Here is a 13490-nt window from a genome sequence, read left to right on the forward strand (position 1 = left end):
AATTTTAAAAATTTTATGAATATGTAAACAAATCGAACTTCTGCTCTCCTTTAAAAACTAAGCCACTTCCCCGCAAACCGCTTTTTCAAGCAGCTCGGCCACATCGTAAGTCGAAACCTTTTCTTCCACTTCTTTTGCCTTTGTACCATCTGACAGCATCGTTAAGCAGTACGGACAGCCTGAACTGATCACCGATGGATTAACAGCAAGCGCCTGCTCGGTTCTAGCCACGTTAATGCGGTGTCCGGTTTCTTCCTCCATCCACATCAAACCGCCGCCAGCACCACAGCACATCGCTTTCTCTCTGTTCCGCTCCATTTCAATCAACTTCACGCCCGGAATGGATTTAAGAATCTCACGTGGTGCATCGTAAACGTCATTGTAACGGCCTAAGTAACAAGAATCATGGAAAGTGATCGTTTCATCAACCGAGTGTTTCGGCACAAGCTTGCCATCGCGAACTAGCTCGTATAAAACCTCGGTATGATGGAACACTTCGACATCATTTAAGCCAAAATCAGGGTATTCATTTTTGAAAATATTATAAGCATGCGGGTCGATCGTGACGATTTTCTTGACCTCTGCTTTTTCAAATTCCTCAATATTTTTCGCTGCCAGATCTTGGAACAAGAATTCATTGCCGAGACGGCGCGGTGTGTCACCAGAATTTTTCTCTTTGTTGCCAAGAATCGCAAATTTCACGCCTGCTTCGTTCAGCAGCTTCGCAAACGACAAAGCAATCTTTTGGCTGCGATTATCGTAAGAGCCCATGGCGCCTACCCAGAAAAGGTATTCAAATTCTTCTCCGGCTTTATTCATCTCTTTCACAGTTGGCACATGAACATCTTCGCGCGCCTCGCGCCAAGTTTCACGTTCTTTTCTGTTCAAGCCCCATGGATTGCCTTGGCGTTCAATATTCGTCATCGCACGCTGAGCATCCGCATCCAATTTCCCTTCGGTTAAAACTAAATAACGGCGCAGGTCAATAATTTTATCGACATGCTCATTCATGACTGGACATTGGTCTTCACAATTCCGGCACGTTGTACATGCCCAAATTTCTTCTTCGGTAATAACGTCGCCAATCAAGCTTGGGCTATAGGCTAATGCCGCGGCAGATTCCTGTGCCCCTTGACCTGCAGACGCAAGCGCCAGTTGATTTCCCTTCGTATTCGCAAACGCAATCGTTGGCACCCACGGCTGTTTCGAGGTAACCACAGCCCCATGATTCGTTAAGTGGTCACGAAGTTTGACGATTAAGTCCATCGGTGACAGCATTTTGCCAGTTCCCGTTGCCGGACACATATTCGTACAGCGGCCGCATTCAACACAAGCATAAAAATCAATCATTTGGTGCTGCGTAAAGTCTTCTATTTTTCCAACCCCAAACGATTCTTGGGATTCATCCTCAAAATCAACCTTTTTCAATTTTCCTGGTTTATCTAACCGGTTAAAATATACATTTGCTGGTCCCGCAATTAAGTGGGCATGTTTGGACTGAGGTACATACACTAAGAAAGTTAACAAGAATAATAAGTGCGCCCACCAAGCGATGTAAAAAATCACAATAGAGGCGGTTTCACCAATCCCTGAAAAGATGAGTGAAATCATCGAGGCTACCGGTTCTGTCCATGAAGCCTCTTCCCCGTGCCAGATCAGACTCATTCCGTTGCCAAGTAAAACAGAAAGCATTAAACCACCAATAAATATAAGGACAAGACCGGATTTAAAGTTCCGCTTCAGGCGGACTAATTTTTCCACATAGCGGCGATAAAAAGCCCAAATGACTGCCACTAAGATCATCAGTGTGACAAGCTCTTGGAAAAAAGTGAACCCTGCATAAAGAGGTCCAAGCGGCAAATGTGCCCCAGGTTTAATCCCTTTGATAATAAAATCAATCGCGCCAAATTGGACGAGAATAAAACCGTAGAAGAACATGACGTGCATAATCCCGCTTTTTTTATCCTTCAGCAATTTCTTTTGGCCAAACACATTGACCCAAATTTTTTGAAGCCGCTCTTTCACATTGTTATCAAACTCAACCTTTTTCCCGAGTTTAATAAATTCAATACGGGTTTTCACTACATACACAAACAGACTGACCGCGTAAGCGGTTACAACAAGAAATGCAATCAGGTTGACCCATAGTAAACCATTCATAAAAATGCCCCTTTCAGATAACTTCTAGAATATAAATAATTTTCAGAATCTAAATTTATCTCTATTATATTATGAATGAGCATTCAGTCAAATGAATTTTTGAAAAGTTTGATTAACTTATATAAAAGGTAGCTTTCGGAAAAACTAACAAAACTGATTGGAGGAAAGAATTCTGATGACTTTTGCACTCTTTTCGAGCGTACTTATTTTTCTCATCATTCTATGGCTTGTTTTAGATTTTATTTTAGGTAAAAAGAAGCATCTTTCCATTGTCAGTCGAAGAGAAACAGCCATCATTCATGGGAATTTTGATATTTTCACCCACGGAAAGAAGTTATTCGCCGACTATTTCCATGAACTGCGGAACGCGAAAAAGCATATTCATGTGCTATTTTACATTGTTAAGGACGATTCGATTAGTCAGGAGTTTTTCTCTATTTTAAAAGAAAAGGCCCGGGCCGGGGTCGAAGTTCGGCTTCTTATTGACCGGCTTGGCAGCTGGAAGGTTAGGAAGGCGGCCGTTAAGTCTTTGCAGGAGGCGGGTGTTCAATTTGCTTTTAGCAATACAATCAGGCTCCCCTTCCTTTTTTATTCTTCTCAGATTCGAAATCACCGCAAGATTACAATTATTGACGGGGAAATTGGGTATCTTGGCGGTTTTAACGTAGGGAAGGAATATATTGACGAAGAGCCTTCCTTGGGGATCTGGCGCGATTACCATTTAAAAATTACCGGCCGGAGTGTAAATTTTTTGCAAAGTGAGTTTTTGATTGATTGGCACGAGTATGCGGGAGAAGATATTATGGGGAATCCGGCCTATTTTCCTACCCTGGCTGATGGTCCTGTCCGCCATCAGTATGTTCCAACGGAAGCCAACCAATTAGAGCAAAATTATCTTCGACTGATTCAAAAAGCATCCCATTCGATGATCATCGGCACTCCCTACTTTATTCCATGTCATAAGATTTTGGCCGAGTTACTTGCAGCCATAAAACGCGGGGTTCAGCTTTCCGTCATCGTCCCTTATACCGCTGACCATCTGCTTGTCCAAGAGGCCTCGTTCCGTTATTTACGGAAGCTAATTCGGGCGGGGGCGGCAGTGTATCAATATAAAAAGGGGTTTTACCATGCCAAAACACTCGTCATTGATGACAAACTCTGCGATATCGGCACCGCCAATTTTGATAAACGAAGCATGTATTTAAACAAGGAAATCAATTGCTATATTTATGACCCAGCCTTTATCCAACGCTTGATGGATATTCTCAAAAAGGACATCGATGACTCAAAACCCCTGACATTAGCTGAACTTAACAAACCGAACCCTGTCCGCACCATTAAAGAAGGCATCGCCGCGGCCGTTTCTTATTTTTTATAAAAGGAGTTTGCCTATGAAGATAAGGTTTGGGTATGTGTCACATGCGATTAGCTTATGGGATGCTTCGCCTGCGAAGACGCTGACATTTACTCGTTATCAGGAGTTAAGCCCCGAGGAACGGGAGGAAAAATTGCTTCATGTGACGAAGCAAAATCTGGACCACACCCTCAGGATGCTGTACTACAATATTGCTCATCAACTTGAATTGTATCGCTTGTCTAGTTCGATTGTCCCACTAGCAACCCATCCCGAAGTGAACTGGGACTTTGTAACACCCTTTCGCTTGGTGTGGCAGGAAATTGGTGAACTGGTTAAAAGGAAAGGGCTGCGAGTGAGTTTTCATCCGAATCAATTTACCCTGTTTACCTCACTGCAAACGAAAATCACCGAAAATGCCGTGGTCGACATGAGCTACCATTATCGAATGTTTGAAGCGATGGGACTGGAGCAGGAGGGACTTATTAATATCCATATTGGTGGTGCCTATGGTGATAAACAGCAGACCTTACCTCGATTCCATCAAAACTTAACCAAGCTGCCAGCGCCGATTAAACGCGTGATGACGCTGGAAAATGATGATAAAACGTATAATGCTGAAGAAACGTTAGCCGCCTGCGAAAAGGAAACGATTCCGTTTGTATTCGATTATCATCACCATATCGCCAATCTGTGTGAAACCGCACTTGAGGATTTGCTGCCGCGGATTTTTCAGACGTGGAAGCATGCACGCCACATCCCGAAGGTGCATATTTCCTCCCCCAAAAACGAAAAGGAATTTCGCTCCCACGCGGATTTTGTCGACCCGGAATTTATCATGCCTTTTTTGAAAATGCTACGCGAAATCGGTGCGGATATTGATTTCATGATCGAGGCCAAAGCAAAGGATCAAGCCGCCCTGAAATTAATCGAAGATCTCAGCCAGATCCGCGGCTTTAAACGGATCAGCGGCGGTGCAATTGAGGTAAAATAGATTAGCCGCTGGGCTCTGAAGCTAGACACAATAGAAAAAAGTCTTCGAACGACTTCGAAGACTTTTTTCTATTCCTCAATTAAGTTTAAAACAGGAACCTCCCGCTCATTGTCCGGGTCCGTTCTTGAGTATATTCGCGCCACTTGTGTGGCTTCATCGACATGTTGAATGATCACAGGCGTCCCCTCGTAAGTTACATTAAACATATCGGCAGATTCGACAATTTCCTTCGCTCTTCCCACATTCATCCGCTTCATCCACTCCTCGCTCAAAGTTCCCTACTAGTATTTGCCTTTTATTAGGTAATATTCATAGATAGGGACAAGTTTACCTAGATAAAATCTGCATGCTTTTCGGGTTACTGTCGACTTTACTCAACTTACTGTCCACTTTTTCCAGTTTACTGTCCACTATGAAAAATTTACTGTCCACCCAATATAATTCAGAATATTCCACCAATAATCATCGCCCACAATAAAAAACCCCCTTAACCAAGTAAGGGAGCCATCATCAATTACATTTTTTCAGGAGCAGAAACCCCAATCAACGCCAGCGCATTGCGGAGTGTAATCTGCACCGCTCGCACCAACGCGAGGCGCGCCTTAGTGCGCTCTACATTATCAAGGTCGAGCACTTTTTCCGCATTATAAAAACTGTGGAACGTCGACGCTAAATCAAAGATATAGTTCGTAATCCGGTGCGGGACGCGCTTCTGTGCGGCCTCGCCAACAGCCAACGGAAACTCACCAAGCTTCTTCAATAAATCCATTTCCTTTTCCGATGCCACTAATGAAAAATCCGCATCTGCATCAACCCGAACACCCTGCTCCTCACCCGAACGGAGAATACTAGAAATCCGTGCATGGGCATAATGCGCATAATAAACTGGATTTTCATTCGACTCCGACACCGCTAAATCCAAATCAAAGTCCATATGCGTATCCGAGCTGCGCATCGCAAAGAAATAGCGCGTCGCATCAAGGCCGACCTCATCGACCAAATCACGCATCGTGACCGCTTTCCCGGTCCGCTTACTCATCTTCATCTTCTCGCCATTTTTATAAAGGTGAACCAGTTGAATGATCTCCACCTCAAGCGCCTCGCGGCTAAACCCGAGCGCCTGAATCGCCGCCTTCATCCGTGGAATGTAGCCATGGTGATCCGCGCCCCAAATATTAATCAACTTCTCAAAGCCGCGGCCCAGCTTGTCCTTATGGTAAGCAATGTCCGGCGTCAAATACGTATAGGATCCATCCTGCTTAATTAACACACGGTCCTTGTCATCGCCAAAATCCGTCGAGCGGAGCCAAGTCGCACCGTCTTCCTCATACACATAACCGCTCGCCCGCAATGCGGCCAACGCCTCATCAATTTTTCCATTTTTATAAAGAGACGTCTCCGAGTACCAGACATCAAATCCAACGCGGAAATCCTCCAGATCCTGCTTCAACTTCGCCATTTCATATTTCAGACCGTACTCACGGAAAAATTCCTGGCGCTCTTCAACGGAAACATGCACATACTTGTCGCCAAATTCTTCAGCCAAGGTTTTCCCAATGCCAATAATATCGGCACCATGGTAACCGCCCTCCGGCATATCTTTTTCCAAACCAAGTGCCTGGAAATACCGTGCTTCCACCGACAATGCCAAATTATTAATCTGGTTCCCAGCGTCATTAATATAGTACTCACGCGAAACATCATATCCCGCTTTGTCCAAAATATTACACAACGAATCGCCGACCGCTGCTCCGCGGGCATGACCAAGGTGCAAGTCACCCGTTGGATTGGCCGACACAAACTCCACCATAATTTTCTCGTTGCCGCCAACCGTGGTCTCACCGTACCGCTCGCCTGCATTTAGCACCGTCGGAATCAGCTCCGTTAAATAACTATTATTCATATAAAAATTGATAAACCCCGGCCCCGCCAGTTCAATTTTTTCAATCGAAGCCTTCGAGCGGTCCATATTCTCAATCAATGCCTCCGCAATCACTCTTGGCGCCTTCTTCGCAACACGAGTCAGTTGCATCGCCATATTGGTCGAATAATCACCGTGCGCCTTCTCCTTCGGCGTTTCAAGAACCACAGCAGGAATCTGCTCCTCCGTTGCCAGACCCGCCTTCAGCACCGCCGCGCGAATCTCTTCTTTTAACTTGCTTTGTACTTGTTCAACTATGTTCATGTTTATCCTCCTGAAAGGTAATTTCCAAATGGTATGTACCGGCATGTGAGCCCTGCATCGTAAAATCATAAAGGATATCAATCAAGCCATCCGAATGCTCAATCCGCTTTGCCAGCGTCATCGTCTCAAAGGTACCAAACGGCATTTCATAACTGCCGCGCAGCTTCTTGTGCAAGCGAAACGGCAAACGCATCTTCACCGCACCACCGCGCAAAATCAGCGCCTCATCCCCAGCCACCTTCACAATCGTCCGCACATTGCCCTCATCCTGCACCTCTTCATACTTAAGAAACGAGGCCCCATCTTTTTGCAGATACCGGCCAAACACCGCCAGCTCATAGACTTCCTTGCCCCCATGCTGATGAATCGTCGTTTTTACATTAATTTTCATAGGAATTTCCGTACTAGACAAACGAAATCGCACTTCCTTTTTTCTTTTTTAAAAAGGAACTCAGTAACACTCTTTGGAATGGTTCTAGTCCTAGTAATTGACTTAACTGCGTTATTGCATACTTTTTCTATTATAAACATTGATGGGGAACAAATCAAAAAATGCCTGCCCCCATAAAGGGTCAGGCAACTTAAATTTGAGAATTGTCTAGCTCCAGCGCCTAGGGGCTCGGGGTCATAAGCCAATCCGTCAAGAAGGTAAAAGAGCAACCTTCTCGCCGGATTGGCTTATGCCTGTCGCCCCTGGGCAAGGCGCTTCCGCTTTTCTGTTTATTTCACCCAGCCAAGCAGCATTTCACGAATTAACTTGCTCGCTGTATTTGCCGTTTGCTCGGAAGGGTCGTAGATTGGCGCAACCTCAACCAGGTCCCCGCCAACAACGTTCACTTCAGAACGGGCAATCGCATGAATCGAGGCAAGCAGCTCTTTCGAAGTGATCCCGCCGCAATCAACCGTACCTGTGCCAGGTGCATGCGCCGGATCAAGGACATCGATATCAATCGTGACATAAACCGGACGTCCGGCAAGTGTCGGCAGGATTTCTTTTAATGGCTCAAGCACTTCAAACTTCGAAATATGCATCCCGTTTTGCTTCGCCCACTCAAATTCTTCCTTCATCCCTGAACGGATCCCGAACGAATAAACGTTGTTCGGCCCGATATGTTCCGCAATCTTGCGGATCGGGGTCGAGTGCGATAACGGTTCGCCTTCATATTGCTCACGTAAATCGGTGTGGGCATCAAAATGGATAATTGCTAAATCTGGATACTTTTTATACATAGCTTTCATGACCGGCCAAGAGACCAGATGCTCGCCGCCCATACCAAGCGGAAACTTGCCGGCAGCAAGGACTTGGTCGACAAAATCTTCAATGATATCAATGCTCTTTTGTGGATTTCCGAATGGAAGCGGAATATCGCCAGCATCGTAATATTTTACATCCTCAAGTTCACGGTCAAGATAGGCGCTGTACTCTTCTAAACCGATCGACACCTCGCGGATGCGGGCCGGACCAAACCGTGACCCCGGACGATAACTTACCGTCCAATCCATCGGCATCCCGTACAGAACAACCTGACTCTCCTCAAAATTCGGATGACTCTTAATAAAAACATTCCCTGAATACGCCTCATCAAAACGCATCTATGTATCCCTCGCTCTCTATTCTATAAGGGTGTCAGGCACCATCGGTGGACAAAACACTCACTTTGTCCGTACAGAGTGGACACATATGATTTTGTACCACTTTCTTTGTGGTTCCTGACAACACTTCATTATATCTATTTGAATTACTTCAATAAATCCCCAACAAACTTAGGTAATACGAATGCTGCTTTGTGAAGCTCTTTTGTGTAGTATTTTGTTTCGATTTCGTGGAAGCGGTCTTCGCTTACTTCTAATGGATCGTATTTCTTTGAACCGATCGTGAATGCCCATAAGCCGCTTGGGTATGTTGGGATGTTCGCTACATATAGACGTGTAATTGGGAAGATTTCACGAACATCGCGTTGTACGTTACGAATTAAATCCGCTTTAAACCAAGGATTATCAGACTGAGCCACAAAGATGCCGTCTTCTTTCAATGCCTTCGAGATTCCTGCATAGAAACCTTTTGTAAATAGGTTAACCGCTGGTCCGACTGGCTCAGTTGAATCAACCATAATGACGTCATACTCATTTTCGCTGTTGGCAATGTGCATGAATCCGTCGTCGACTTGGACATCCACGCGTGGGTCATCAAGCATCCCAGCAATCTCCGGAAGGAATTTCTTTGAGTACTCAATTACTTTGCCATCAATATCAACAAGCGTTGCTTTCTTCACGCTTGGGTGCTTTAACACTTCACGAATCACACCGCCATCGCCGCCTCCCACAACAAGAACATTCTCAGGGTTTGGGTGTGTAAATAAAGGAACGTGTGCCACCATTTCATGGTAAACAAACTCATCGCGGACAGAAGTCATCACCATGTCGTCTAACAACAGCATGTTGCCCCACTCTTCTGTTTCAATCATATCGAGCTTTTGAAATTCCGTTTGTTCTGTATGTAAGGTTTTATTTACTTTCATGGTGATTCCAAAGTTTTCGGTTTGCTTTTCTGTAAACCAAATTGACATGTTCATCTTCCTTTCACTTCATTCTATTTATACCTCTAGTTAATTACAAAGTAATCACTTCAATTTTATGGTACCCAAACTATTGAATTACAATCACACCAAAAAGTCTAGCAAAATTTAAATAAATCCTACATTAAATGTTTAAAATGACTCTATTTTTTCAATACTATTACTATCTATTTTTTTAAAATCTGGAAATACGGTGGTGAATATAGTGGAAATCATGACTGATCAAGGGTTTCGGAAGACGATTAAATATTTGCGGGCAGCTATTATCATCAGTTTGATAGGCATGATTTGTATGCTTATTCTCTTCCTTGGGATTCTAGCCTATGCAAAAATCCTCGGCGCGCCGCCGCTCGCCGTGCCGCAATCGACCCTTTTCTTCGCGGATGACGGGACATTGATTGGCGAAAGTAATAGTGGCCAAAAACGGTATTGGGCCCGGTTAGAGGATATTTCACCGGATATTGTCGCGGCAACGATCTCGATTGAGGATAAAAATTTTTACGAGCACCATGGCTTCGATTTTAAACGAATTGGGGGTGCTGTCCTAGCCGATATTCAAGCCTTCGCAAAGGTACAGGGAGCAAGCACAATTACCCAGCAATATGCCCGAAATCTATTTCTCGAACACGATAAAACGTGGACACGGAAGCTGCACGAGGCTTTTTATACGATCCGCATTGAGATGAATTATTCAAAAAAGGAAATTCTCGAAGGCTATTTAAATACGATTTATTATGGCAACGGGGCCTATGGTGTGCAGGCCGCCAGCCAATATTATTTTGGAAAAGATGCAGCTGACTTAAACCTTGCGGAAGCGAGCATGCTCGCTGGAATTCCAAAGGGGCCGGGAATCTACTCTCCGCTTGCCTCGATGGAACATGCGAAAAAGCGTCAGACGATTATTTTAAAAAGCATGGTGACGAATCATTACATCAAGAAAAAAGAAGCAATAGATGCTGCCATGCAGCCGCTGACTATCGTCGGCGCTCATGACACACAAAAAGTGAAGGTAGCTCCTTATTTTCAGGATGCTGTCAGAAATGCCCTAAAAAATCAACTACATTTAGATGACCGCACGATCGCTCTCGGCGGTTTAAAAGTCTACACTACGCTTAATCGTAAACAGCAGGAGGCTGCTGAAAATCAGGTTCATAAATATGTCGCGAATCTATCGGAAATTCAAGTGGGCTTAGTGGCAATGGATCCAAAAAACGGCTATGTGAAAGCGATGATCGGCGGCAGGGATTATGAAAAGAGCCCATTTAACCGCGCTGTTCAGGCGATCAGGCAGCCAGGCTCCACGATCAAGCCGCTGCTTTATTACGCAGCCCTTGAGCAGGGGTTCACGCCATCCTCGACGATGCGCAGTGAGTTTACGACCTTCCATTTTGACGATGGCCAGGCTGATTATACCCCGCATAACTTTAACAATAAGTATGCCGACGGAGAAATCACACTTGCCCAAGCACTCGCTGTTTCTGATAATATTTTTGCCGTCAAAACGCATTTATTTTTAGGAGAAGAGACATTAATTGAAACGGCTAGGAAATTTGGCCTTTCTTCTAAAATGGCTCGTGTTCCGTCACTCGCGTTGGGGACTTCAGGCGTACGAGTCATTGAAATGGCAAATGCCTATAGTCTGTTTGCAAACGGTGGGGAAAAGGTGAATCCAACCTTAATTACCAGAGTAGAAGACTACAATGGCAATGTCATTTTTGAAAAAGAAAATGAGACGAAAAAAGTTTTGGACCCAGCAAAGGCCTTTGTAATGACGCAAATGTTGACGGGGATTTTTGATCCGAAGTTAAATGGCTATGCCAAGGTAACTGGCAGCACGGTCATTAAGGATATTTCGCGCCCTTATGCAGGTAAATCGGGCTCAACGGAAACGGATAGCTGGATGATCGGCTACTCGCCGCAGCTGGTTACCGCCGTTTGGGCTGGCTACGATATGGGAAAACCGATTGAGCTGGTCGCGGAAAAAACATACGCCAAGAATATCTGGGCTAATTTTATGGAAGAAGCCTTAAAAGGCAAGCCCGTGAAGGCGTTTAAAGCACCGAAAGAAGGTGTCAAAGGGGTGTATGTCAATCCTGAGAATGGCAAACTGGCGACAAAGGATTGTCCAGTGCGCCGCTTTACCTATTTTGTCGCTGGAACGGAACCAACCGAATACTGCACAGAGCATCTCAACCATCATGAATCCGCGCCTGCAAATCATAAAGATACCAACAAGAAAGTGCCGTGGTACAAAAAGATTATGCCATGGTAAGAAAAGCGGAGGCGCCCGTTTAGCGGCGTATGGACTGGAGCGCTTTGACTGAGATAAAGGAAACACGGAGAGCGTAAGCGCATTCGTGCTTGACTTATCGTAGGGAAAAGAGCGAAGTCCACTAGCCGTTGGGCGTTGCAGCTAGACAGTTTTCTATGTTAAATTGTTTTATTGAAATAGAAAAGCTCCGGAAAAATTTCCGGAGCTTTTCTTGTCCTAGTTTTAAAGCGTTTTTACACTGCTTATAATACTATACCTTTTGAAAAAACTACAAGCATTTATTTTTTATTCGGCCAATAAACCACGTTTTAGCTCATCCGTCGAGTTGTTCCACAAGACCTCATTATGATTGCGCAAGAAATCGGCTAACACCTTTTTCGAATTCGCATCCATATCGTCCACAATGATATGGCGCTTCAAAGACTTATCCATGCGGTTCACGTGTTCAGGCAAGGATTTGTAGCCGCGTCGAATTTCGCGGTCAACCGTCATAAAGCAAGCCGTAACACCGGCGTAATAAGGACCTTCTTGCTTGCGGTCAATCGTTACCCACACAAGCCAATACGGTTTCCCGTTCGGAACCTCTTCTTGTGTTTTCAAAAATTTAATTCCCTTTTCCACGACGCTGCGGGCATGCATGGCACCGACATCAATCTCAGCTTCGCCTGCGTCGACATCAATGATAACCGGCGACACATTATCAAGGCTCAATGCCCCTTTTCCGTAGCCTTTGTGACCATCCGTCGGGTCACTTTTTATGATATTAAAACCAAGCTTCTTCTTATTTTCATCCATTAAAATGCAAACCTCCTAAAAAAACAACATACTAAAGAAATTACTTAACCCATCCCACACCCAAGGAATGACCACCCCAAATATAGGCTCAATCGTAAATTTATCAAGTGGTGTAAAAACTAAGATTAAGAAGATCAACGCACCATACTGTTCATACTGGGTCATTTTTGCCCGCACATGGGCGGGGGCTAAATCCTCAACAATCCGGTAACCATCGAGCGGTGGAAAGGGTAACAGGTTAAAAATAAACAGAACAATATTAAGCCTGATAAATATTTCGAGAAAATCATAGAAACTATCTGGTGCGATGACGCCGGAACGGTTTAATCCAAACGCGACAATGAAGCCTAACGAAGCTAAAATAAGATTGCTGAGCGGCCCTGCAACGGAAACGAGAATTCCTGCCAGGCGAGGCTTTTTAAAGAAAAAGCGATTAACCGGAACCGGTCGGGCCCAGCCAAAGCCGGCAATGAAAATTAAAATCGTTCCAATCGGATCCAGATGCTTGAGTGGATTCAGCGTCAAGCGTCCTTGGTTCTTTGCCGTCATGTCCCCGAATTTATAGGCAACAAACGCGTGAGCAAATTCGTGAAACGTAAAGGCAATCATCAGGGTTATTGCCAAATAGGGAATCATGCTAAGTGGATAGGCAAGAAAATTTTCCAACGCATATCTCCTTCCATCTCTAACGGATGGCACGCTTTGTATGGTGCACAAGCTCCGTTTTTCTATCTATTCTATATTCCTTTAAGTATACATGAAACCGTTTATAAAAAGAAAATCAAAAGTGTCTTCTGTTATTGCACTTTTCGTCGAATTGTGGAAAACTTAAAATGAAAAGTGGAAGAGTTATAAAGGAGGAAAAAAACATGCCATATGTTACCGTAAAAATGCTTGAAGGACGTACCGATGAACAAAAACGTGAACTTGTTTCAAGAGTAACCGAAGCAGTCAGCGAAACAACAGGAGCTCCCAAAGAAGCGATCCACGTAATGATCGATGAAATGAGCAAAAGCAATCTTGGAATTGCCGGCGTTAGAAAAAGCGACCAATAATTAGAAAAGCGGAAGCGCCCGCTTAGCGGCGTATGGACTGGAGCACTTTGACTGAGATAAAGGAAACACGGAGAGCGTTAGCGCATTCGTGCTTGACTT

At 44.6% G+C, this 13490-nt stretch carries 12 protein-coding genes; 4 read left to right on the forward strand and 8 right to left on the reverse strand.

The annotated features are described in order from the left end of the window. Window positions 1-57 precede the first annotated feature (57 nt). Window positions 58-2160 carry a heterodisulfide reductase-related iron-sulfur binding cluster gene (locus tag AB7942_RS15865; protein WP_369447603.1) on the reverse strand — a complete coding sequence of 701 codons (2103 nt, stop codon included), beginning with the start codon at window positions 2158-2160 and terminating at the stop codon, window positions 58-60. Window positions 2161-2335: 175 nt separating this feature from the next. Between AB7942_RS15865 and cls the strand changes: the two genes are divergently transcribed. After that, window positions 2336-3538, forward strand: coding sequence for a cardiolipin synthase (gene cls, locus AB7942_RS15870; RefSeq protein ID WP_369447604.1), 1203 nt, complete (start codon window positions 2336-2338; stop codon window positions 3536-3538). Window positions 3539-3551: 13 nt separating this feature from the next. Continuing rightward, window positions 3552-4508 carry a UV DNA damage repair endonuclease UvsE gene (uvsE, locus tag AB7942_RS15875; RefSeq protein ID WP_369447605.1) on the forward strand — a complete coding sequence of 319 codons (957 nt, stop codon included), beginning with the start codon at window positions 3552-3554 and terminating at the stop codon, window positions 4506-4508. 68 nt (window positions 4509-4576) lie between these two features. Here the strand turns inward: uvsE and AB7942_RS15880 are convergent, their stop codons facing one another. From AB7942_RS15880 to speE, 5 genes are all read right to left on the reverse strand, one after another. Then, a complete protein-coding gene (locus tag AB7942_RS15880; protein ID WP_088084773.1) occupies window positions 4577-4756 on the reverse strand; it encodes an H-type small acid-soluble spore protein in 180 nt (59 codons plus the stop codon). Window positions 4757-5022: 266 nt separating this feature from the next. After that, on the reverse strand, window positions 5023-6693 hold the full coding sequence (gene argS, locus AB7942_RS15885) for an arginine--tRNA ligase (RefSeq protein ID WP_335398181.1): 1671 nt from the start codon (window positions 6691-6693) through the stop codon (window positions 5023-5025). Beyond that, window positions 6680-7084: a YwiB family protein gene (locus AB7942_RS15890; protein ID WP_088090232.1), complete on the reverse strand. Its 405-nt coding sequence runs from the start codon at window positions 7082-7084 to the stop codon at window positions 6680-6682. Before AB7942_RS15890 ends, argS begins: the two co-directional genes overlap by 14 nt. Before the next feature lie 329 nt (window positions 7085-7413). Next, window positions 7414-8286, reverse strand: coding sequence for an agmatinase (gene speB, locus AB7942_RS15895; protein WP_088084775.1), 873 nt, complete (start codon window positions 8284-8286; stop codon window positions 7414-7416). A 146-nt stretch (window positions 8287-8432) separates the two neighbouring features. Further along, complete coding sequence (speE, locus tag AB7942_RS15900; protein ID WP_098260207.1) at window positions 8433-9260, reverse strand: spermidine synthase; 828 nt, start codon at window positions 9258-9260, stop codon at window positions 8433-8435. Window positions 9261-9474: 214 nt separating this feature from the next. Here speE and AB7942_RS15905 point away from each other — a divergent pair, with 214 nt between their 5' ends. Beyond that, window positions 9475-11541 (forward strand): transglycosylase domain-containing protein, encoded by a 2067-nt coding sequence (locus AB7942_RS15905; protein WP_369447606.1) that lies wholly within the window; start codon window positions 9475-9477, stop codon window positions 11539-11541. 285 nt (window positions 11542-11826) lie between these two features. Here AB7942_RS15905 and AB7942_RS15910 read toward each other — a convergent pair whose 3' ends face one another. Both AB7942_RS15910 and AB7942_RS15915 read right to left on the reverse strand, forming a co-directional pair. Next, window positions 11827-12336, reverse strand: a complete 510-nt coding sequence (locus AB7942_RS15910) for a YwhD family protein (RefSeq protein WP_088084778.1) — start codon at window positions 12334-12336, stop codon at window positions 11827-11829. Between the two features lie 15 nt (window positions 12337-12351). Next, window positions 12352-13002 carry a site-2 protease family protein gene (locus AB7942_RS15915; protein ID WP_088084779.1) on the reverse strand — a complete coding sequence of 217 codons (651 nt, stop codon included), beginning with the start codon at window positions 13000-13002 and terminating at the stop codon, window positions 12352-12354. Window positions 13003-13205: 203 nt separating this feature from the next. On the opposite strand from AB7942_RS15915, the gene AB7942_RS15920 reads away from it, so the two are divergent. Then, window positions 13206-13391: a 2-hydroxymuconate tautomerase gene (locus AB7942_RS15920; RefSeq protein WP_088084780.1), complete on the forward strand. Its 186-nt coding sequence runs from the start codon at window positions 13206-13208 to the stop codon at window positions 13389-13391. The last annotated feature ends 99 nt before the right edge of the window (window positions 13392-13490 follow it).

Source organism: Neobacillus sp. BF23-41, from assembly GCF_041106275.1.

What these genes read in the sequence shown, in the direction of transcription:
- cls (WP_369447604.1), top strand. Translation starts at nt 2,336, where the DNA reads ATGACTTTTGCACTCTTTTCGAGCGTACTTATTTTTCTCATCATTCTA.
- speE (WP_098260207.1), bottom strand. Translation starts at nt 9,260, where the DNA reads ATGTCAATTTGGTTTACAGAAAAGCAAACCGAAAACTTTGGAATCACC.
- speB (WP_088084775.1), bottom strand. Translation starts at nt 8,286, where the DNA reads ATGCGTTTTGATGAGGCGTATTCAGGGAATGTTTTTATTAAGAGTCAT.
- AB7942_RS15910 (WP_088084778.1), bottom strand. Translation starts at nt 12,336, where the DNA reads ATGGATGAAAATAAGAAGAAGCTTGGTTTTAATATCATAAAAAGTGAC.
- AB7942_RS15880 (WP_088084773.1), bottom strand. Translation starts at nt 4,756, where the DNA reads ATGAATGTGGGAAGAGCGAAGGAAATTGTCGAATCTGCCGATATGTTT.
- argS (WP_335398181.1), bottom strand. Translation starts at nt 6,693, where the DNA reads ATGAACATAGTTGAACAAGTACAAAGCAAGTTAAAAGAAGAGATTCGC.
- AB7942_RS15865 (WP_369447603.1), bottom strand. Translation starts at nt 2,160, where the DNA reads ATGAATGGTTTACTATGGGTCAACCTGATTGCATTTCTTGTTGTAACC.
- AB7942_RS15890 (WP_088090232.1), bottom strand. Translation starts at nt 7,084, where the DNA reads ATGAAAATTAATGTAAAAACGACGATTCATCAGCATGGGGGCAAGGAA.
- AB7942_RS15920 (WP_088084780.1), top strand. Translation starts at nt 13,206, where the DNA reads ATGCCATATGTTACCGTAAAAATGCTTGAAGGACGTACCGATGAACAA.
- uvsE (WP_369447605.1), top strand. Translation starts at nt 3,552, where the DNA reads ATGAAGATAAGGTTTGGGTATGTGTCACATGCGATTAGCTTATGGGAT.